General features: G+C 42.8%; 22 protein-coding genes. 4 read left to right on the forward strand and 18 right to left on the reverse strand.

Annotation, left to right across the window (positions count from 1 at the left end; genetic code table 11):
* The first annotated feature begins 132 nt into the window (after positions 1-132).
* Positions 133-1,587, forward strand: coding sequence for a zinc metalloprotease (locus TQ33_RS11445; protein ID WP_046562157.1), 1,455 nt, complete (start codon positions 133-135; stop codon positions 1,585-1,587).
* Between the two features lie 81 nt (positions 1,588-1,668).
* Here the strand turns inward: TQ33_RS11445 and TQ33_RS11450 are convergent, their stop codons facing one another.
* The 13 genes from TQ33_RS11450 to mnmG all read right to left on the reverse strand — a co-directional run bounded on the left by TQ33_RS11450 (position 1,669) and on the right by mnmG (position 13,510).
* Positions 1,669-2,094 carry a F0F1 ATP synthase subunit epsilon gene (locus tag TQ33_RS11450; protein ID WP_046562158.1) on the reverse strand — a complete coding sequence of 142 codons (426 nt, stop codon included), beginning with the start codon at positions 2,092-2,094 and terminating at the stop codon, positions 1,669-1,671.
* Positions 2,095-2,130: 36 nt separating this feature from the next.
* On the reverse strand, positions 2,131-3,507 hold the full coding sequence (gene atpD / locus TQ33_RS11455; protein WP_046562159.1) for a F0F1 ATP synthase subunit beta: 1,377 nt from the start codon (positions 3,505-3,507) through the stop codon (positions 2,131-2,133).
* Positions 3,508-3,584: 77 nt separating this feature from the next.
* Positions 3,585-4,445 (reverse strand): F0F1 ATP synthase subunit gamma, encoded by an 861-nt coding sequence (gene atpG, locus TQ33_RS11460; protein ID WP_046562160.1) that lies wholly within the window; start codon positions 4,443-4,445, stop codon positions 3,585-3,587.
* A gap of 70 nt (positions 4,446-4,515) precedes the next feature.
* Positions 4,516-6,057, reverse strand: a complete 1,542-nt coding sequence (atpA, locus tag TQ33_RS11465; protein WP_046562496.1) for a F0F1 ATP synthase subunit alpha — start codon at positions 6,055-6,057, stop codon at positions 4,516-4,518.
* A gap of 18 nt (positions 6,058-6,075) precedes the next feature.
* Complete coding sequence (locus tag TQ33_RS11470) at positions 6,076-6,612, reverse strand: F0F1 ATP synthase subunit delta (RefSeq protein ID WP_046562161.1); 537 nt, start codon at positions 6,610-6,612, stop codon at positions 6,076-6,078.
* 9 nt (positions 6,613-6,621) lie between these two features.
* A complete protein-coding gene (locus tag TQ33_RS11475) occupies positions 6,622-7,092 on the reverse strand; it encodes a F0F1 ATP synthase subunit B (RefSeq protein WP_046562162.1) in 471 nt (156 codons plus the stop codon).
* Between the two features lie 61 nt (positions 7,093-7,153).
* Positions 7,154-7,420, reverse strand: coding sequence for a F0F1 ATP synthase subunit C (atpE, locus tag TQ33_RS11480; protein ID WP_046562163.1), 267 nt, complete (start codon positions 7,418-7,420; stop codon positions 7,154-7,156).
* A 97-nt stretch (positions 7,421-7,517) separates the two neighbouring features.
* A complete protein-coding gene (gene atpB / locus TQ33_RS11485; protein ID WP_046562164.1) occupies positions 7,518-8,393 on the reverse strand; it encodes a F0F1 ATP synthase subunit A in 876 nt (291 codons plus the stop codon).
* Positions 8,394-8,482: 89 nt separating this feature from the next.
* Complete coding sequence (locus tag TQ33_RS11490; RefSeq protein WP_046562165.1) at positions 8,483-8,857, reverse strand: ATP synthase subunit I; 375 nt, start codon at positions 8,855-8,857, stop codon at positions 8,483-8,485.
* A gap of 140 nt (positions 8,858-8,997) precedes the next feature.
* On the reverse strand, positions 8,998-9,903 hold the full coding sequence (locus tag TQ33_RS11495) for a ParB/RepB/Spo0J family partition protein (protein WP_046562166.1): 906 nt from the start codon (positions 9,901-9,903) through the stop codon (positions 8,998-9,000).
* A 31-nt stretch (positions 9,904-9,934) separates the two neighbouring features.
* Positions 9,935-10,705 (reverse strand): ParA family protein, encoded by a 771-nt coding sequence (locus tag TQ33_RS11500; RefSeq protein WP_046562167.1) that lies wholly within the window; start codon positions 10,703-10,705, stop codon positions 9,935-9,937.
* A 19-nt stretch (positions 10,706-10,724) separates the two neighbouring features.
* On the reverse strand, positions 10,725-11,369 hold the full coding sequence (rsmG, locus tag TQ33_RS11505) for a 16S rRNA (guanine(527)-N(7))-methyltransferase RsmG (RefSeq protein ID WP_046562168.1): 645 nt from the start codon (positions 11,367-11,369) through the stop codon (positions 10,725-10,727).
* A 230-nt stretch (positions 11,370-11,599) separates the two neighbouring features.
* On the reverse strand, positions 11,600-13,510 hold the full coding sequence (mnmG, locus tag TQ33_RS11510) for a tRNA uridine-5-carboxymethylaminomethyl(34) synthesis enzyme MnmG (protein ID WP_046562169.1): 1,911 nt from the start codon (positions 13,508-13,510) through the stop codon (positions 11,600-11,602).
* A 172-nt stretch (positions 13,511-13,682) separates the two neighbouring features.
* Between mnmG and TQ33_RS11515 the strand changes: the two genes are divergently transcribed.
* The 3 genes from TQ33_RS11515 to ypfJ all read left to right on the forward strand — a co-directional run bounded on the left by TQ33_RS11515 (position 13,683) and on the right by ypfJ (position 16,769).
* The gene (locus TQ33_RS11515; protein WP_052735303.1) at positions 13,683-14,396 is read left to right on the forward strand and encodes a CPBP family intramembrane glutamic endopeptidase; all 714 of its coding nucleotides are present in this window, start codon (positions 13,683-13,685) and stop codon (positions 14,394-14,396) included.
* Positions 14,397-14,437: 41 nt separating this feature from the next.
* Positions 14,438-15,742, forward strand: coding sequence for a hypothetical protein (locus TQ33_RS11520; RefSeq protein WP_046562170.1), 1,305 nt, complete (start codon positions 14,438-14,440; stop codon positions 15,740-15,742).
* A gap of 169 nt (positions 15,743-15,911) precedes the next feature.
* On the forward strand, positions 15,912-16,769 hold the full coding sequence (ypfJ, locus tag TQ33_RS11525) for a KPN_02809 family neutral zinc metallopeptidase (protein WP_046562171.1): 858 nt from the start codon (positions 15,912-15,914) through the stop codon (positions 16,767-16,769).
* Positions 16,770-16,842: 73 nt separating this feature from the next.
* Here ypfJ and mnmE read toward each other — a convergent pair whose 3' ends face one another.
* From mnmE to rpmH, 5 genes are read right to left on the reverse strand one after another with little or no spacing between them, the layout of a single operon-like run.
* Complete coding sequence (gene mnmE / locus TQ33_RS11530; protein WP_046562172.1) at positions 16,843-18,210, reverse strand: tRNA uridine-5-carboxymethylaminomethyl(34) synthesis GTPase MnmE; 1,368 nt, start codon at positions 18,208-18,210, stop codon at positions 16,843-16,845.
* A gap of 37 nt (positions 18,211-18,247) precedes the next feature.
* Positions 18,248-19,876, reverse strand: coding sequence for a membrane protein insertase YidC (gene yidC / locus TQ33_RS11535; RefSeq protein WP_046562173.1), 1,629 nt, complete (start codon positions 19,874-19,876; stop codon positions 18,248-18,250).
* 3 nt (positions 19,877-19,879) lie between these two features.
* Positions 19,880-20,128 (reverse strand): membrane protein insertion efficiency factor YidD, encoded by a 249-nt coding sequence (gene yidD / locus TQ33_RS11795; RefSeq protein WP_071841124.1) that lies wholly within the window; start codon positions 20,126-20,128, stop codon positions 19,880-19,882.
* Positions 20,113-20,499 carry a ribonuclease P protein component gene (gene rnpA, locus TQ33_RS11540; RefSeq protein WP_046562174.1) on the reverse strand — a complete coding sequence of 129 codons (387 nt, stop codon included), beginning with the start codon at positions 20,497-20,499 and terminating at the stop codon, positions 20,113-20,115. Before rnpA ends, yidD begins: the two co-directional genes overlap by 16 nt.
* Before the next feature lie 32 nt (positions 20,500-20,531).
* Positions 20,532-20,666 carry a 50S ribosomal protein L34 gene (gene rpmH / locus TQ33_RS11545; protein ID WP_046562175.1) on the reverse strand — a complete coding sequence of 45 codons (135 nt, stop codon included), beginning with the start codon at positions 20,664-20,666 and terminating at the stop codon, positions 20,532-20,534.
* Positions 20,667-21,521: the final 855 nt, after the last annotated feature.

The raw sequence follows: 21,521 nt of genomic DNA on the forward strand, positions 1-21,521 counted from the left end.
GCAGAATAGACTTTTAAGCGATCTCTTACTTTTTTTTAAGTTTTTTCCTCTTACATCAAACATAACCACTGTCTAAACTGGTACTGCTTCATAGAAGAAGCTTTTCACTGGAAAATTTCAAAGGAGATTGAAATGAAAAAACTATTATTAATAGCTGCTTCGGCAGTTCTCATGAATGGCTGTATTTACGGGACTGTAAAGGATGCCAACACCGGTTCAGGGGTATATCAAGCTAAGGTTTCTGTGGTAAAAGGTAGTTGCTCTGGTAATGGCTGTGGATTCCCTGAAGGTACTGATAGCTCTGGCTTTTATGTGTTTGATGCCTACGGAGATCGCAATGGTAGTGCCAATACAAAGTTTATAACCCCAGCCAGCGGAGAAGAGGCTATAACCTTTTCTGTTTCGAAACCAGGCTATATCTCACGTACTTTTTACCACAAACCCGACTATCAAAAAGTCACTTATGACGGCAAAACCTACTACGTTAGTGATGCCCCACTGATCTATCTTTGCCCTTACGGTAGTCTTGATAGTGATGGTGACTCAATCTGTAATTCGGCTGAAAACCGTTATGGCACGGATCCATACAACAGTGACACTGATGGCGACCGTTTGAGCGATGCTGCTGAGATTTTTGGTTATGACGGTGTTGATATTCGCTATTACGGTGCTGATCCGCTTCGAAAAACTATTCTGATCGAAGCCGACTATTATCAAGCATTCAAACCTGATCAAGCTGCTCTGGATCAAGTTATACAAGCTTTTGCTGATGCACCGGTCACTAATCCTGATGGCTCAACGGGAATCACACTTGCTATCGATCTCGATGATCGAATTGCAGCTTCCGATGAAGACAGTAATTTAAGCCCCGTGTGGACTGATTTTGATGTGTTAAAAAACAAGTATTTTAAATCACGTCGAAGCAGCTTGTTCCATTACGCACTATTCGTTGATCAATACAATGGCGGTTCATCAAGTGGTATTTCCCGCGGTATTCCAGCTCATGATTTTATTGTCTCATTAGGGCAGTGGCCTACACCCGGGGGTACGACACAACAACAAGCGGGAACTTTAATGCATGAGTTTGGCCATAACTTGGGATTAATGCATGGCGGTGATGAAAATGCTAACCGCAAACTTAATTACCTTAGTATTATGAGTTATGACTATCAAATGCCAGGCTTAACCGTCGATGGAACTTCTGGCGTAGTCGACTTCTCACGTCTCAAAGTTAATGCTATTTCAGGTAACATTAGTGAGTATAGCGCCATGTCAGGGTACGGTGGTACCACTGAAACTAATTTGGCTGATTATAGTGTGCGCCGCAATGGTACTTGGTTATCAGGCACAGCTAGCTCTAACCTTGATGTTAACAATAACGGCTCTCTTCAATCATCCGTTTACGTAGGCTACTATAATGCGTCGCAAAATGACTGGGATAATATTACTTTTGCGGGCGGTGGTTCCGGTGGAAGCATCGGTGATGGTCACTTAGGTGCATCCGCTCTGATGAGTTTTGGCACCTTTAACTCACGCTCAATTCCTGAATATATGGTTGATTCGTGTATGACACCAGAAGATATGTAATTGGAGTTGTGATACCAAATTATACGCAATAAAAAAGGTGGCAATAGCCACCTTTTTAATACTTACAACAATTAAAAAGTATTACTTACCGCTTTTCTTCTTAATTGCTCTCAAAGTACGTAATTGGGCTACTGCTTCAGCAAGCTCTGCAGCTGCTTTAGAGTATTCAATCTCAGAACTTTGATCAGACAAGGCTTCACGAGCGTCTTTTTCTGCTTCTAAAGCTTTTGCTTCATCAACATCTTCAGCTCGAACAGCCGTATCAGCCAGTACTGTTACCATGTGTGGTTGAACTTCCAGCATTCCGCCCGAGACGAAAAACAACTCAACCTCGCCACCTGGCAAAGTCACTTTGACTGGGCCTGGGTTTAATGACGTTAGTAGGGGAGCGTGGCCAGGTTCAACACCTAGCTCACCCAAATCACCTGTCGCAATCAGACGCTCAACCTTTCCAGAAAAGATAGAGTCTTCTGCGCTAACGATATCCAAATGTACAGTCATTGCCATTAGGTCCCCCCCTTCTTAATACTAAGTAAGGGCTGATTAAATGTTTTTAGCCTTTTCAACCGCTTCTTCGATTGAGCCAACCATGTAGAACGCTTGCTCAGGCAAGTGATCGTATTCACCGTTCAAAATGCCTTTAAAGCCAGAAATCGTATCTTTTAACGATACATATTTACCAGGAGCACCTGTAAATACTTCTGCTACGAAGAACGGCTGCGATAAGAAACGTTGAATTTTACGAGCACGTGATACAGTTTGCTTATCTTCTTCAGAAAGCTCATCCATACCAAGAATCGCAATAATATCTTTCAACTCTTTATAACGCTGCAATACGCCTTGAACACCACGAGCAACGTCATAATGTTCGTTACCAATCACTAAAGGATCTAACTGACGAGAGGTTGAGTCAAGTGGGTCAACCGCAGGATAGATACCTAGCTCAGCAATTTGACGAGAAAGTACTACCGTTGCATCCAAGTGTGCGAACGTCGTCGCTGGCGATGGATCCGTCAAGTCATCAGCAGGTACGTATACCGCCTGAATCGATGTAATCGAACCAGTCTTAGTCGAAGTAATACGTTCCTGAAGAACACCCATCTCTTCAGCTAGAGTAGGCTGGTAACCTACCGCTGATGGCATACGACCTAGAAGTGCTGATACCTCAGTACCTGCTAGTGTATAACGATAGATGTTATCAACAAACAATAGTACGTCACGGCCTTCGTCACGGAATTTTTCCGCCATCGTCAAACCAGTCAAAGCAACACGTAGACGGTTACCCGGTGGTTCGTTCATCTGACCATATACTAACGATACTTTGTCGATTACGTTTGAATCTGTCATTTCGTGGTAGAAATCGTTACCCTCACGAGTACGCTCACCAACACCAGCGAATACAGAGAAACCTGAGTGCTCAATCGCGATGTTACGGATAAGCTCCATCATGTTTACGGTTTTACCAACACCGGCACCACCGAACAGACCAACTTTACCACCCTTCGCAAATGGGCAAACCAAGTCAATAACTTTAATTCCTGTCTCTAGAAGTTCGTTAGCTGGAGCTAACTCTTCAAGAGTAGGAGCTTTACGGTGGATAGACATACGCTCTTTCTCACCGATTGGGCCTTTTTCGTCGATTGGGTTACCAAGCACGTCCATGATACGGCCTAGGGTTTCAGTACCCACAGGAACCTGAATTGGCGCGCCAGTATTACTTGTCTCTAGTCCACGACGTAAACCATCTGATGCTCCCATCGCGATACAACGAACAACACCGTCACCTAACTGCTGCTGAACTTCTAGCGTTAAGCCAGTATCAGTTACTGTCAGTGCATCATAAACTTTAGGAACACTATCACGCGGGAACTCAACGTCGATAACCGCGCCGATAATTTCTACAATGTTACCTGTGCTCATATTGATTTCCTCAATCTTAAGCTTTAAAAACTTATCTTTACTACTTTACGAGACATTAATTTCGTATAAGCAATGTGTTAAACCGCAGCTGCACCAGCACTAATTTCAGCCAACTCTTGAGTAATGGCTGCCTGACGTGCTTTGTTGTAAACAAGCTCAAGGTCATCAATAAGATCACCAGCGTTATCCGAAGCAGCTTTCATCGCTACCATTCGTGCGGCTTGTTCACAGGCGATGTTTTCAACAACTGCCTGATAAACTTGTGACTCGATAAAACGAACCATTAATTTGTCCAAAAGCGGTTTCGCTTCTGGCTCATATAAATAGTCCCAATGGTGACGCAATTCATCATCTTGTCCTACCGGTAGAGGCAATAATTGCTCAACCTTCGGTTCTTGCGTCATTGAGTTCACAAACTCGTTAGTTACGACAAATAAACGATCGATGCGACCTTCATCGTAGGCTTTTAACATCACTTTAACTGCGCCAATTAAGTCATCAATCTCTGGCGTGTCACCGAGATTGGAACTTTTAGCAACAACCGAACCACCAACTCTTTTAAAGAAGCTTGTAGCTTTGCTGCCAATAAGACACATATCAACTTCAATGTCTTGATCAGACCATTCTTTCATGCTGTTTAGGGCTTTCTTAAACAAGTTAATGTTCAAGCCGCCACACAAACCGCGATCAGTTGATACCACGATATAACCTACACGCTTGACGTCACGCTCAGTAATGTAAGCATGACGGTACTCGGGAGTACCTTGAGCAATGTGTTTAATCACAGTGCGAATTTTTTCAGCGTAAGGACGTGATGATGCCATACGATCTTGCGCTTTACGCATTTTACTGGCTGCAACCATTTCCATCGCAGAAGTAATTTTTTGCGTATTCTTAATCGACCCAATTTTGGTACGAATCTCTTTAGCGCCTGACATACTCTATTTCCAGTCTAAAAATTAGTGTTTGGTAACTAGAAAAGGGCGCAAAGCACCCTTTATCTAACGCTTACCAAGTTTGCGTAGACTTAAACTTAGTTACAGCTTCTTCAAGTTTAGCTTTGACTTCGTCGTTGTAATCACATTTTTCATTGATTTCATTCAACAAGTCGCTTTGCTGGTTCTTGAAATAGTCTAGCAATGCATCTTCAAAGTCACCGATTTTGTTGATTTCAACATCTTTCAAGTGGCCTTCTTCTGCTGCGTATAAAGAAACAGCCATTTCAGCTACTGATAACGGAGCATATTGCTTCTGCTTCATTAACTCAGTAACACGCTGACCGTGTTCTAGCTGTGCACGAGTTGCGTCATCAAGATCCGATGCAAACTGTGCGAAAGCTGCAAGCTCACGATACTGGGCTAGTGCTAAACGAACACCACCACCAAGTTTCTTAATGATTTTAGTCTGTGCTGCACCACCTACACGAGATACCGATAGACCCGCGTTAACCGCTGGACGAATACCTGCGTTGAACAAGTCAGTTTCTAAGAAGATCTGACCATCAGTAATCGAAATTACGTTAGTTGGTACGAACGCTGATACGTCACCAGCTTGAGTTTCAATGATAGGCAATGCTGTCAATGAACCCGTTTGACCTTTAACTTCACCGTTTGTGATCTTTTCAACGTGGTCTGCGTTAATACGCGCAGCACGCTCAAGAAGACGCGAGTGTAAGTAGAATACGTCACCAGGGTATGCTTCACGACCTGGAGGACGACGTAAAAGCAATGAAATTTGACGATAAGCCCATGCTTGTTTCGTCAAATCATCATATACGATTAAGCTGTCTTCACCGCGGTCACGGAAGAATTCACCCATAGAACAACCAGAGAATGGAGCGATAAACTGCAATGCAGCCGCTTCAGCTGCTGTCGCAGCTACCACGATAGTGTGGTCCATTGCACCGTGCTCTTCTAATTTGCGAACGATGTTGTTTACTGTTGATGCTTTCTGACCAACCGCCACATATACACAAGTAACGCCTGTGCCTTTTTGGTTGATGATGGCATCAATAGCAATTGCTGTTTTACCAGTCTGACGGTCACCAATAATCAACTCACGCTGACCACGACCAACAGGAATCATCGCATCGATTGATTTCATACCAGTTTGAACAGGCTGGTCAACCGATTGACGTTCAATTACACCTGGTGCAATTTTTTCGATTGGAGAGAAACCGTCATTATCGATTGGACCTTTACCGTCGATAGGGTTACCTAGGGCGTCAACAACACGACCTAGAAGACCACGACCAACTGGCACTTCAAGAATACGACCCGTACATTTAGCAGTCATACCCTCTACGATGTCTGAGTAGTCACCAAGTACTACCGCACCGACTGAGTCACGCTCTAGGTTCAAAGCCATACCATATTTACCGCCAGGGAGTTCAATCATCTCACCAGCCATGACTTCTTCTAGACCATGTATACGTAAAATACCGTCAGATACACTAACGATTGTACCTTCATTACGAGCTTCGCTCACAACTTCAAAAGAGTCGATGCGCTTTTTAATAAGCTCGCTAATTTCAGATGGATTCAGTTGCACACTCATGCTTCTTCCTCACTAAGCTCTTAGCGTTTCGGAAAGCTTGTTGAGCTTACCGCGTATTGATCCGTCAATAACCATGTCACCGGCTCTGATAACCAGTCCACCAATCATTGAAGAATCCACTTGTGTTTCAATGTTAACCTTACGACCAAGTTTTGTCGTCAACTTGTCAGTTAGTCGTTGCAATTGCTCATCGCTTAAGGCCAATGCAGACGTCACTTCAACATCAACAGTTTTGTCATAATTCGCCTTTAACACGTCGAAACGTTGACGAATTGCTGGCAATGCTTCTAAGCGATTATTTCTTGCAAGCAATTTAATAAAGTTTTGTACCTTATCGACTAAGTGGCCTTCGCCAACCTTTAACACCACATCACCTTTCTCTTCAGAAGAAAGGGCAGGGTTAGTAATTAGTGCTGCCACTTTGTCATTGCTAACGGCTTGAGCGACAAAATCTAACATGCTTGCCCACTCAGACACAGTCTGAGAACCAAGAGCATATTCGAATGCTGCTTTTGCGTATGGTCTTGCAATAGTAGATAGCTCTGCCATAGTTAACCCTTATAGATCTTTGACTAGCTTATCGAACATGTCATTGTTCGCCGCTTCATCAATGTTGCGCTCAATCACTTTCTCAGCACCTGCAACTGCAAGAGTTGCAACTTTAGAGCGTAGTTGTTCACGAGCACGGTTAACTTCTTGCTCAATTTCAGCTTGTGCACCAGACTTAATTTTGTCAGCCTCGGCACGAGCGTCATCTTTTGCAGAATCAACGATTTCAGTGTGACGTTTTTTAGCAGAATCTACTAACTCAGCAGATTGCCCTTTCGCTTCACGTAAAATCTCAGCCGCTTTTTCTTGAGCAAGCTCAAGGTCCTTTTGGCTTCTTTCAGAAGCTGCCAGACCTTCGGCAATTTTATTCTGACGTTCTTCGATAGCAGCCATAATGTGTGGCCACACAAACTTCATGCAGAAAAACACGAAGGCTGCGAAGAAAATCATATTGATAATTAGGGTCAAGTTTACATTCACTTTGATTCCCCCCTCTAGTAGTTAGTCATGGTTTTGGTATAAATACCAGCGTGCAATCTTATTAACCTACTAAAGACTGCAATTGACCAACGTATGGGCTTGCGAATGTGAACCACATACCGATACCGATACCGATCATGGTTACCGCATCCAGAAGACCAGCAACTAGGAACATTTTAGTTTGTAGCATAGGAGCTAGTTCTGGTTGACGAGCTGAAGCTTCTAGGAATTTACCACCTAGTAGACCGAAGCCAATCGCAGTACCTAAAGCACCAAGACCTAATACTAATAACACACCTAATGCTGTGAACGCGAACAAAGTTTCCATTGTTTTCCTCCAATCGAGAAATGGTTAAATGTTAAAAACTAAATACAAAAACTAAACTCTAAAACTCAAACTCTTTACTAGTCACTGCCAGCAGTGATTAGTGATCTTCATGTGCCTGACTTAAGTAAACAATCGTCAACATCATGAAGATGAATGCTTGTAGCGGGATAACCAGAATATGGAAGATAGCCCAACCCATATAGCTGATGAAACCACCTACTAATCCGCCGATACCCGTAGACATCAAGATTGCAATCAAGATGAATAGCAATTCTGCTGCGTATAGGTTTCCGAACAAACGAAGACCTAACGAAATTGGTTTCGCGATTAAGCCAATCGTTTCCATTAATAGGTTCACTGGAATTAACAACACTTGCACAAACTTGTTCTTGCTTGAGAACGGGTGCAAAGTTAACTCACCAATGAAACCACCAATTCCTTTAACTTTAATGCTATAGAAAAGAATCAGTAAGAATACGCCTATCGATAAACTGAACGTAATATTGACGTCAGCTGTCGGTAAGAATTTCAAATAAGAAGTATGAGGGTCATTACCAAGTACATGAACATTGGTTTGTTCTGCGACCCAAGGAAGTAAGTCAACCGGGATCCAGTCCATCATATTCATTAGGACAACCCACACAAAGATGGTTAATGCCAGAGGGGCAATAAGTGGGTTTTTGCCGTGGAAAGTATCTTTTACAGACTTATCAACAAATTCAACAACCATTTCTACCATGGACTGCCATTTGCCTGGGTTTTCTATTTTTGCGTTCTTAGCAACACGCCAGAAGCTAAAGCAGAATAAAGCACCTAGTAGGAATGCGAATAATAAGCTGTCAACGTTGATTGCCCAAAATCCAGCGTCCTGACACTGATTCCACACCCAACCTTGATCTGTTTTACACACTTGCAAGTTTTGTAAGTGGTGCTTGATATAACCAACGCTATCTAGATTTTCTGAAGATGCCATTGCTTCTTAAACCCTATGCTTTAAATCAAGTAAAACGCTTTTTCTTCTTTAGTGAAGATAAGCGTCCCCTTAAATCTCTTAGTAATAAATTACTTAATAATTAACGGTGCAAACCATTGTGATAATACGATTACAATGAATCCTATTAACAACGAGCCTGCATGCACCGGCAATACATTAAACGCAATAACCAGTAACAGGATGGTCAGCATTAACTTAACACTTTCACCAATTGCAAACGCTCTTTTAATCTCTAGAGCGGCTTGCGCGCCTGATTTGCGAAATACGATTGTGGCAAAGACAAAGTTGACCAACACCACAATAAGACTACCAACCCCTAGCGAAAGGCTGATGATTCCTGATATGAGTAGACCTATCAGAAACAAGATAAAACTGATTGCTAGCTGCACAAGCACCATTTTGTAGGCCTGCTTTCGGCCTTTTCGAGCTAATGATTGACTCATGCCAGAAATACCAGTTTCACCACAATTCGGGCGGCAAGTATAAAGATTTACCCGCCTTTTATCAACCAATCCACAGTCACAAAAGTGTTTTTTTTACCTCATACGACCAATTAGTTATAGTAATCCCTATAACTTGTGTTTTAGTCTTGCTGGATACCTAAATGTTGTAATATTCCGTCCAGCTCATCCAAGCTGTGGTAATTAATTACCAGGTTTCCTTTGCCTTTATTGCCATGATTTATAGCCACAGTAGCACCAATCTTATCGGCTAACTGTTGCTCTAATGCGACAATATGATGATCTTTATCTGTTTTCTTTGGCTTTTTCTTCGGTTCATTTATATTACGAATCAACTTTTCTGTTTCGCGAACGGTTAATCCTTTTTGAACCACAATTTTAGCTGTGTCTGACTGTTGTGAACCTTGAAGTGCTAACAAAGCACGCGCATGGCCCATTTCCATATCACCTCGCTCCAGATGTGTCTTACAAGCATCCGTGAGCTGCATCAAACGCAACAAGTTCGTGACGGTGGTACGGCTTTTACCCACGGCATCGGCTGTTTGCTGGTGCGATAGGTTGAATTCTTCTTTCAGTCGGTGCAGTGCATTCGCTTCTTCCATCGCATTGAGATCTTCACGCTGAATATTCTCAATTAAAGCCATAGCGATGGCCGCTTCATCAGGAACTTCTTTAATTAAAACAGGGACTTGATGAAGCTCAGCGCGTTGCGCTGCACGCCAGCGACGTTCACCAGCGATAATCTCGTACTTATCTTTTGCCACCGGGCGAATCACGATCGGCTGAATCATACCTTGTGCTCGTATCGAGTCAGCTAGTTCTTCTAGACCTTCCTCAGTCATTACGCGTCGCGGTTGATACTGACCCGGCTGCAAAAACTCGATCGGCATTTCTTTCAGCACACCGTCCTGGCTCAATATGGTTTCAGAGTCAGCGCTGGCACCTGATTTTTTTGCTTCTCTAGCTGTTTTGCTGGTGCTGTTGCCCAACAACGCATCCAAACCTTTGCCTAAACCACGTTTACTCATGAAAAGTCCTCTAATTCTATTGCTTAACTTATTATGCTGCGCTTCTGCGCTTAATAATTTCGCCTGCTAGCGCCAAGTACGCCTTTGAGCCACTCGAACTGCGATCATAAAATAATACCGGAACCCCATGGCTCGGTGCTTCCGCCAAACGCACATTTCGAGGAATTACTGTTCGGTATACTTTGTCAGCAAAGTGACTAAATAACTGTCTTGAAACCTCTAAAGAGAGGCGGTTGCGCGGATCGTACATAGTACGCAAGATGCCTTCTATTTTTAAGTTTGGATTGACGTGTTCTTGTACTTGGCGAATGGTGTTTAACAAGGCCGACAGTCCTTCCAATGCATAGTATTCACACTGCATTGGAATAATCACGGAGTCAGACGCTACCATCGAGTTCAAGGTCAACATGTTTAAAGAAGGGGGGCAGTCAATTAGTATAAAGTCATACAAGTCATTTACCGACTGTAATGCCTGCTTTAATCGCTTCTCTTTATCATCAAACTCTAATAGATGAACTTCGGCTGCGGTTAGATCACCATTCGACGGCAACACGTCGTAGCCTGCAACGTCAGAAGTGACAATATGACTTTTAACTTCTTCCGGCTCCATTAACGAGTCGTACGCTGAAAGCTCAAGATCAGACTTTTCAACTCCCGAGCCCATGGTTGCATTGCCTTGAGGGTCCATATCTACCATTAGCACACGTTGTTTTTCCTGCACCAACGAAGCTGCAAGATTCACACTCGTCGTCGTTTTGCCGACGCCGCCTTTTTGATTGGTAATGGCAATGATGTAAGCCACAGATCACCTCAAGTTACTGTTATTGTGTTTTTTGAAGATAAATAAAATACCGCGTTGCGTCCAAATTGGGAACCTTTACTTGCTTTGAATCCACTAATTTCAGTGAAGAGTCCAGCTCCACAATCTCTTCTTCTGGATATAAGCCTTTCATCGCCAACCATTGACCACCATCAGCTAACAAATGCTCAGTCCAATCGGTCATATCTTTTAACGACGCAAATGCACGCGAAAGTATGCAAGCATACCCTGTATCATGATTAAAGTCTTGTACACGCTTATTCACCACGGTTACATTTTCCAGCCCTAACGCATAGACCACTTGCTTCAAGAAGCGGGTCTTTTTACTGTTAGTGTCCAACAGGGTGAATTTTTTATCAGGATTTAAAATCGCCAACGGAATTCCCGGCAAACCCCCGCCAGTACCGACATCCAAACATGACTCAAATTCTGCTACCGCAGGAGAAACCACCACCGAGTCCAACAAATGAAGATACAAACCTTCCTTAGGATCACGGATCGCCGTCAGGTTAAATGCTTTATTCCACTTCAATAACGATGACAAATAGGTCAGCAACTGATCGCTTTGCTCGTCAGAAACGGAAATACCCAGCTTCTCACACTCTTGATTAAATTCAGGTTGAAGTTGTTTTAGTTGAGGGTTCACGATTTACTCTTTTATCGACTATAGTTTTCATTATTCAGACTGCATCGACATCAAAACTCTCACACTCGGCGAATAATAAGAGGTTAGGATAACAGTCAGCAAAGCTACTTGTTTTTGTTTTTATCTTTATTTCTGCTGGCCAGAACAATTACCAATACAACAATCACCACCCCAATAACGCCACCCAATACTGCACCACTCATCATATCCTCCTTTGGTTTTATGCCGGTCTACGCTGATTTCAAATGCTTTCGTTTCTTTAAATACACCAACAACAGCGAAATCGCGGCTGGCGTAACGCCTGAAATACGGCTGGCTTGACCAATGGTTTCAGGTTTTAGGTTTTGAAGCTTTTGCGCCACTTCGTTAGATAAGCCTTTGACCTGTGTATAGTCTATATCACTCGGTAGTTGGGTATGTTCGTTTCTCAGATTGCGCTCGATCTCATCTTTCTGACGATCGATATAGCCCGAGTACTTGGTTTGGATCTGCACTTGCTCAGACACCTTAGGATCTTCAACTTTTGGCCCTAAATCAGGCTGCGACATCAACATCTCGTAGCTAACATCAGGGCGACGCAATAGCTCTTGCGCTTTATAAGCACGGCTTAGCGGCTTCTCTAAAACTTTATTTAACTCTTGCGCGGCTTTACTTTCCGGCGTGATTACCAGCTTTGAAATACGTTTTAGTTCATTATCAATGGCTTCGCGCTTGTGGTTAAACGCCGCCCAGCGGGCTTCATCAACTAAGCCCAGCTGATGACCGCGCTCGGTTAAGCGTAAGTCGGCATTGTCTTCACGTAAAATCAGACGATACTCGGCACGCGAGGTGAACATGCGGTAAGGTTCTTGTGTACCACGCGTGATCAAATCATCAATCAAAACACCGATATAAGCTTCATCGCGACGTGGCGACCAGCTGTCTTTGCCTTGCGTTTGTAGTGCGGCGTTCATGCCTGCAATCAAGCCTTGCGCACCGGCTTCTTCATAACCAGTGGTGCCGTTGATTTGTCCAGCAAAGTAGAGGCCGTTAATAAACTTGGTTTCTAGCGAAGCTTTTAAATCACGAGGATCAAAGAAGTCATACTCAATGGCGTAGCCAGGGCGTGTAATATGCGCATTCTCGAAACCTTTGATCGAGCGCACAAAATCCATCTGCACATCAAACGGTAAACTGGTTGAAATACCGTTAGGATACAATTCATGGGTGTTTAAGCCTTCTGGCTCCACAAAAATTTGGTGGCTGTTTTTATCGCTAAAGCGCATCACCTTATCTTCAATCGACGGGCAGTAGCGCGGGCCTACGCCTTCGATTTCACCTGAATACATCGGTGAACGATCGAGTCCACCACGAATAATATCGTGTGTTTTTTCGCTGGTATGGGTGATCCAGCATGAAATCTGCTCGGGGTGTTGCGAAGCGTTTCCCATAAAAGAGAAGGTCGGTACTGGCGTATCGCCAGGCTGCTGCTCCAGCTGGGAGAAATCCACGGATTTAGCATCAATACGCGGAGGCGTACCTGTTTTTAACCGATCCACGCGGAAAGGGAGTTCACGCAAGCGATTGGCTAAGGCAATCGACGGTGGATCGCCGGCGCGTCCACCAGAATGGTTTTCGGTACCAATATGGATTTTGCCACCTAAAAACGTCCCTACGGTTAAAACCACAGCATCTGCATAGAAATCCAAACCCATCTGGGTTTTAACGCCAACGACTTTTTGTTCCGCTTCTTGGTCTGAACTTTTATTCTCAACAATGAGGTCCACGACAGCATTCTGGAAAATGCTTAGATTTTCTTGGTTTTCAAGGATTTCACGAATGGCGGATTTGTACAGGGCACGATCTGCTTGCGCGCGCGTGGCACGAACAGCCGGGCCTTTACTGGCGTTCAAGGTTCTAAACTGAATACCGGCGCGATCGATGGCTTTCGCCATAGCTCCGCCCAGCGCATCAATCTCTTTAACTAAGTGACCTTTGCCAATCCCACCAATCGCAGGATTACATGACATTTGGCCCAACGTATCAATATTATGCGTCAATAATAATGTCTTCACGCCCATGCGCGCAGATGCTAACGCAGCCTCTGTGCCAGCATGGCCGCCGCCGATAATGATGACTGAATACTTTTCTGGATAACGCATAAATTGAATTTCTAACCTAGTTGATTCATAAGCTAAAGGGCTATTGTAAACCCTTGGCGATTAGGGAGCGAGATCATACTCTTATTTGTTTAACTTTTGAACAGTTTTTCACTATCTTTTCTGATCGAATCAACCTAAAATCAATACTTTATAAAAATACTTACTTATAATTTTGATCAAACAACCCATCAATAAAACGAATAGCAACATCCAAGTTATTTACCACTTATGGTTAGCACTGGCGACTTTGCTGATTTTGTCACTCGCTACCAGCCTATTACTACTGTTTTTCGAACCTCTATTCCCAGCAACAAACGGTTCCGTTAGTAACCAACCTTCAGGGCTAGCTTTAATCGTTTCCATTACAGGTTCAATCCTTTTTTCTTACGGTCTGTTAGTGTGGATGACCAGAGAATATTTCATTAAACGCTTTAAACCATTACTCAAATCACGCTTTCGTTGGATATTGGTTTCGGTTTTAACTGGTGTAGCCATAGCTGTTTTGATTAATGTCGTCAGTCATTACTATCCGCCCCAACCGGGCGACGTCAGCACTTTTTCCTTAATTAAAAAAGATGGCGCCGTAGCAGTAGTTGTATTATTTGTCGCTACTGTTTGGCTTGCACCTATGTTTGAAGAATACCTGTTCCGCGGACTTCTTTATGATTCTTTATTGCAACGCTTTGGCACAATTGTCGCAATCTGTGCATCAGCAGTTGTATTTATGGGCTTTCACCTAATAGAATACAGTGATTACTGGGTTGGTATGGGTGCTATTTTACTGTTGGGGATTTTCTTGGCGCTACTTCGCCAATATAGTCGCTCTATCCTTGGCCCGATTTTATGTCACGCAAGCTATAATGCCAGTATATTACTGCTTGCGTAAGCAACCTCAGATTTATCAATAAACACTAGAAGGAGAGGCTGGTGAAACTTTTTACTCGATTACTGATTATACTTCTTATACTTGCTGGATTAGCCTACGGCTACATCTGGTATAAAAATAAGCAGATGATCGATAACGTCTTTACGTTTATAAAAATGCAAAGTCCGGCCAGCTATGATTCTACCTATGTAAGTTTTGACGGTAAGTCTGTGACCACTGATATTGAAATCACGGTTCCCGGTTCCGCACAAAAAGCCACCATCAAAGAGCTTCGCTTCGGTACAGATAGCCTACTCCAGTCTTTTAAGTTAGTTCGTTCAATTGAATCAGGACAATATTTTGGCGGTGTACAAAATATGAGTGCTGAAATTAAGCAACTTCAGTTTCCGCTAACTGCTTCCATGGACTCTAATTCTACATACGAGACTGAACCTGACTTACTGACTCAAATGTCCTTAGCGGGCTGCGATAATAAAGACTCTTTGGATGTGAGCGATTTAAACGCTATGGGTTATCAGCAAGTAACGTTAGATTTCAGCACCAGCACCAACTACGACAAACATATTAACCAAGCAAACTGGAACATGTATGTAAATGCCGGTGAATACGGTAGCTTTAAAGTCGATTTTTTATTGGATCAAATTAACCCAAATGCCTTAGTGCAAAATCCTAAACTTAAATCGATTACTGTAGAATCCGCCACTCCAGAGTTAACCGAGCGCTTATTTAAATATTGTGCCGAGCTTGAAGGGTTAGAGTTAGAACAATACTACCAGCGACACATTGATTACCTTCGCCATGTGCTCTATGACAACAACCTCCATTTCAGCGAAGACTTTTATACTGCCTACAATGACTATATTCGTCAGCCTAGAAGCATTAAGCTTGAAAGCTACCCTGCGGACGCCATTGATTCAATGGCTATGATGAACATGTCACCTCAGCGCATGATGAGCGCTTTAAATATGCGTGTATTCTTCAATGATGAACGTGTGCTTCAATTATTCGGCAATCCCCCGCTTCCATCTGAACTTCCTGAGTTGGATCAGGTAGTAGAGGTGCAAGACGATAACCTTACTCGTGTCCAAGGATTAACTCTACAAGCAACATCACCCGCTAACTTAGGCGCTTATATCGGTTACGAAGCTCGTTTTAACTACCGAGGGAAAAGCTATGTTGGCACCGTAAACTCTGTTTCTGGTGCAACCGCTCGCATTAAAACGTTTATTTCCTCAGGTAACTATCTCGAAATGCCGTTTAGAATTAATGAAATTAAGGATCTTAGGGTCCGTCGTGAGGTTGAAGCAAAGTCAGTCAAACGCGAAGAGTTGGAAAACGAGCAGTAATGTGTCTTAAGGTGGGGCGAATGCCTCACCTTATATTCATAATATCTTACCGAACCATCACAACCTGTAATATTTTTTTAAATACCCAGCCCCAACTTGCCTTTCCTTCTAGTCTTAGATTATTCTTAATTCACCAACCTAGTGACAATAACAGTTAGAGGACACCACAATGAAGTGGAGAAACCGTAGACGCAGTAGTAATATTGATGATCGTCGAGGGCAGCGCATGAAGTCCGGCGCTAAGTTCAGCATTGGCGGTATTATAATGGCGCTTATTGCGATCTTTGTATTTAAGCAGGATCCGATGCAAGTTGTCTCAGGTATGGTTGGAGGTCAATCGTCTCAAAGTACGTCTACGGAACAAACCAACTACCAACCATCGGCAGAAGAACAAGACGTCTACGATTTTGTTAGTGTGGTGTTAGCCGATACAGAAGATACTTGGACTCAAATTTACCGTCAATCGAATGCAAAATACCCACACCCAACCTTAGTTATTTATCGAGATAGGACACCAACCGCTTGTGGTACTGGCCAAGCAGCCTCAGGGCCTTTTTACTGCCCAGCGGATCAAAAGATTTACTTAGATTTAAGTTTTCTCGGTGAACTAAAACGTATGGGAGCCAGTGGCGACTTCGCTGTAGCCTATGTCCTTGCTCATGAAGTAGGGCATCACATTCAAACTGTAACCGGCATTTCCAGCAAGGTACGTAAAGCACAAAGCCAAACCAACAATGCAGGGCAGAACGCCTTGCAAGTCAAAATGGAACTGCAGGCTGATTGTCTTGCCGGTGTGTGGGCAAACCAGACCCAACAACGTACTCAATTCTTAGAGTCTGGTGATTTAGAAGAAGCACTATCCGCAGCAGAAGCGGTGGGTGACGACACCCTGATGAAACGAGCGGGTGTACCACCGCGACGTGAAAACTTTACTCACGGCTCTTCAAAAGAACGTATGAACTGGTTTAAACGAGGTGCCAATACAGGTCTCATCGGATCCTGTGATACATTTAATGGTGTTATATAACTTAATTATTAGCTGTGAAGCGTGCTGTTTTTATACACCGTCTATATAAACGCGCTTCACCTTATAAAAGTGGTTACTTCCCGATACAGAAGCTAGAGAAAATCCGTCCTAATAAATCATCGGCACTAAACTCGCCTGTGATTTCTGACAGTGAGTTTTGCGCTTGGCGCAGTTCATCCGCTAGCAATTCTCCCGCGTTAAACTCTACTAACTGCTCTTTGCCTAAATAGCAAAAAGCTAGTGCACGCTCAATTGCATCTAGGTGACGGCGGCGGGCGAGGAAGGCGCCTTCGGTGTTCTGTTGGTAGCCAACGATTTGTTTCAGCTCTGCTTTTAATTCATCAATCCCAGTTCCATCTTTAGCGCTAATGGCAATGGTTTTATAGTCTGAGTTTAACGATTGATTATCCAGCTGTGAGACATCAATTTTATTGGCGACGATTAAGAGCTTTTCTTTAAATGGCTCGAATCGCTCAAACGCTGGGTCAATGGCATGCGGTGTAAATTCTTGTGTTTCGCTGGAGTCCGCGACTAAGATAATTTGATCCGCTTGTTCAATTTCGTTCCAAGCACGCTCAATACCAATTTGCTCCACTTTATCGTCTGACTCACGCAGACCAGCGGTATCGATAATATGGACGGGAAGTCCATCAATATGAATGTGCTCACGTAGAACATCACGGGTCGTGCCGGGAATATCGGTGACAATGGCGGAGTCTTTACCTGCTAAGGCATTGAGCAAACTGGATTTACCTGCATTCGGTTTTCCTGCAATCACCACAGTCATGCCTTCGCGTAAAATCGAGCCTTGCTGCGCCTGACTTTGTAAGCATTCTATATCGCCAATGATTGCATCTAAATCACCGAGTACTTTACCGTCGGACAAGAAGTCAATCTCTTCCTCTGGAAAGTCGATAGCAGCTTCCACATAAATACGTAAATGAATTAACGCTTCCACTAACTCATGAACTCTTTGTGAGAACTCACCCTGTAAAGATCTGACGGCAGAGCGTGCAGCATGTTCAGAGGTTGACTCTATTAAATCTGCGATCGCTTCAGCCTGCGCCAAATCCAACTTATCATTGAGAAATGCGCGCTCAGAAAACTCACCAGGACGCGCGAGTCGAACGCCTAACTTTAAAATTTCCTTAAGTAACAAGTCTAAAATAACAGGGCCACCATGACCTTGTAACTCAAGAACATCCTCACCCGTAAAAGAGTTCGGCGCTTTAAAGTAAATAGCGATACCTTCATCGAGCACGGTATCTTGTTGATCAAAAAAGGGGAGGTAGGTGGCTTCTCGAACCGTGAGCGATTTCTTTACTATTTTTTGTGCGACAGTTTCAGCAAGTTTTCCAGAAACCCTAATAATACCAACGCCTCCACGACCGGGAGGCGTTGCAATGGCAGCAATGGTGTCTTGCGTATTATTGGCTGACACTATCTAATTCCAATTCCTGAATAATGACTAAGAAAGCCTACTTTTTCTTAATCGCTTTTTTCGGCTTATCAGGAGCATTCTCAACTTTTTTAGTCACATACTGTTGTTGCGCTACTGATATTAAGTTGTTACACAACCAGTATAAAACCAAACCTGCTGGGAAGAACAGCATAAACACCGTAAAGACGACAGGTAAATAGCTCATGATCTTTTGCTGCATCTGATCCATGGTTGGTGACTTTGGCTGTAAGCGCTGCATTAACCACATGCTTCCACCCATCAATAAGGGTAATACGAAGTAGGGATCAGCTACCGATAAATCCTGAATCCAGCCGAAGAATGGTGCATGCCTTAGTTCTACTGCTTCAAACAATACATAATACAAGGCGATGAAAATCGGGAACTGTAACAACATCGGTAAACAACCACCGAATGGGTTAGCGCCTTCCTCTTTATACATTTTCATCATTTCTTGCTGCATGCGCTGTTTATCATCGCCATAACGCTCTTTTAAACGTTGCATTTTTGGCTGTAACTTACGCATATTCGCCATCGAACGGTATTGCGCCGCCGACAGTGGGTATAGCAAAGTTTTGATAACAATAGTCACCAAAATAATTGCCAAGCCCCAGTTCGCTAGGAAACTGTGGAAAAACTGCATTAACTTATAGAGGGGTAAACCGATCCACCATACCCAGCTCAAATCCAACGACTTATCCAAGCCTGGAGCGGCTGCTTCTAATTGCTCTAAATCTTTAGGCCCAACGTATAGATCAGCATTTATGGTTTTTGCTTGTCCAGCTGGAACCGAAACCGTTGGTTGAACAAAACGAATGGTAGTGTCTTTGTTTGGTTTTACCGAACTGGTGATATTAATCTGCTGATCCTGTGGCGGGATCCAGGCTGCAATGAAGTAATGCTGTAAAAAGCCAACCCAACCACCTTGACGGGAAGTTTTAATCGGCTCTTCTTCTAACTCTTCAAAGTCAACTTTTTCATATTGCTGCTCTTCCGGAGAATAAGCAACGCCCATAAATGGCTTCATGCCAAAAGACGACTTCTCTTCCAAGCCTGTTGGTTTCTGATCACGGGCTAATTCAGCAACAAAGTTATAAGTCCGATCGTTCGCAGACTGATTATCAATGCTGTAAACCATGTTTATTAGGTATTGACCACGAGTAAAAGTAAAACTCTTTTTGAAAGTCACGCCCGCACTATTGGTCCAACTTAATGGCACCGTTAGGGAATCTTCACCGTCTGCTAACGTGTAGCTTTCCTTTTCAGTAGAATAGCTTGCTCTTGGTAGTTGATTATCGGGAGCACCTTGTCCTAATAAAGCACTTTTTGCTTGATACATACGATCGCGGTAATCAAATAACACTACTTTATTATCAGCTTTATCCAACTCTACGTTGTACTGCTTTAGCTCAGCATAAACGATATCACCGCCATTAGGCTCTATGCGATAGCTGACTAAGTCAGTTTCAACCGTAATTAAGTTATCGCTGCTTGCAGCTGTATTGTTGCTGGCTACAGCAACGTCGCCCTGTTCAGCAACACTCTCTTGTTGAGAAGGTTGAGGGCCATAATCTTTTTGCCAAGCTTGGTATAACAAAAAAGTACATACCGCTAGGCCCAGAATAAAAAATCCGCGCATTGATTCCATAATCTACTCTTTTACAGCTTTTGTTTGTTGGATCGTATGATTTGTGGGTACAGGATCGTGTCCGCCTTCGCAACCAGGATGGCAACGACCAATTCTTTTAATGGTCAGCCAACTGCCACGTACAGCCCCGTGTTTCTCTAGTGCCTCGATAGAATAATTCGAGCAGGTTGGTGCAAAACGGCATTGATTGCCCATGACTGGACTTAATACTAACTGGTAAAGTCGTACTAATTTTATCAGTAACCACTGCATTTCTTTTTTGCTCGCGACCAAAGTCGATTGAGGTGCTCGAATAATACCTCATTAGGCATATCACTACTACCGCGACGGGCTAATAAAACAATATCAATATTAGGGAGTTTGTTTTGATGTAAACGGAAAGATTGACGCGCTAATCGCTTTAAACGGTTTCGCTTTACCGCTGACTTAACGTTTTTTTTAGCCACAATTAATCCCAACCGAGGATGATTCGACTCGCTTGAAATCGCTAGGAGTGTGAAAGGAGGGCAAACCAGTTTCACTGGGTTGCTGAAGACTTTTTTATAATCCTCTGCTGTGAGCAATCGACGGTCCCTAGAAAAACCAAATGTGCTGGTCTTATCGGTTACCGTCTTCTCGCTCACATCAAGGAATTCAAATATTTTATCTACCGCTACTAAGCGCTTAAACGCTTACGGCCTTTTGCACGGCGGTTAGCTAAAATTTTACGGCCATTTTTTGTCGCCATACGAGCACGGAAACCGTGTACACGCTTACGCTTAATGACGCTTGGTTGAAATGTTCTTTTCATCTGCTTAACCCATCAACATAAAAATTAATTCACAAAAAATTGTCCTTTTGTAGACATCTGTTTGTGACAATAACTACAAGGACGCGGAATTTTATAGGAATTGGTTAGGGATTGCAATGCTCCAGCCCTTATTTTTTAAGGGTTTGCAATAGATTCCTTAAACATCATCTATGTAGTGACAGTATGCCCATAAAACCACTAGATATTGTATTCCTATGCTTCCCCCGACTAGTGCCTGTGGATAATTGCGTCTAATTCTACAGAGTTTATGATGCTCTTTTTATAACAAAAATGCCAATTTACTTGTAATTTAATAATTTTTATCGAATTTAACCTGATAACTCGATTTAATTGTTCAATTTTTAAAAAGTTAGCCAGTAATTATTATAAATATATATTTAAAGATCTTATTATTATTATTAAGCAAGGCGTTATCTGTTGATAAATCATATTTGTTTAATTTAAACAATAATTTAACGTTATAGTAAACCCGTTTATAAGGTGTCTTATAACCTGAGTTCTAAAAATGGATAAGTTGCTTTTTATAGGGTTACACCGAGTTCTTCACAGTTTTAACCTGTTTTTATACCTTATTTAGTCACAACTTGTCCCTTTAAGCTCCCTTTGTCTTAATTTTGTGCAATTCATCCCCGGTTCTTTAAAATGTGGTTACTCACATATTAAGTTTTTTTTTTATTAAAACTGTGGATATTTATTGAAGATGGATCTACACTGTGTTTCATGTTGAGTTAGTCTTTTTGAGTAAGATCTCACTCCTACAGTGTAATAGCTTATTATTGGCATAAACAAAGCGCTTATAACAATTAAAAGTCATGGATTTGGGAATATATAATT

The organism is Kangiella geojedonensis (genome assembly GCF_000981765.1).
GTDB classification, from domain to species: domain Bacteria; phylum Pseudomonadota; class Gammaproteobacteria; order Enterobacterales; family Kangiellaceae; genus Kangiella; species Kangiella geojedonensis.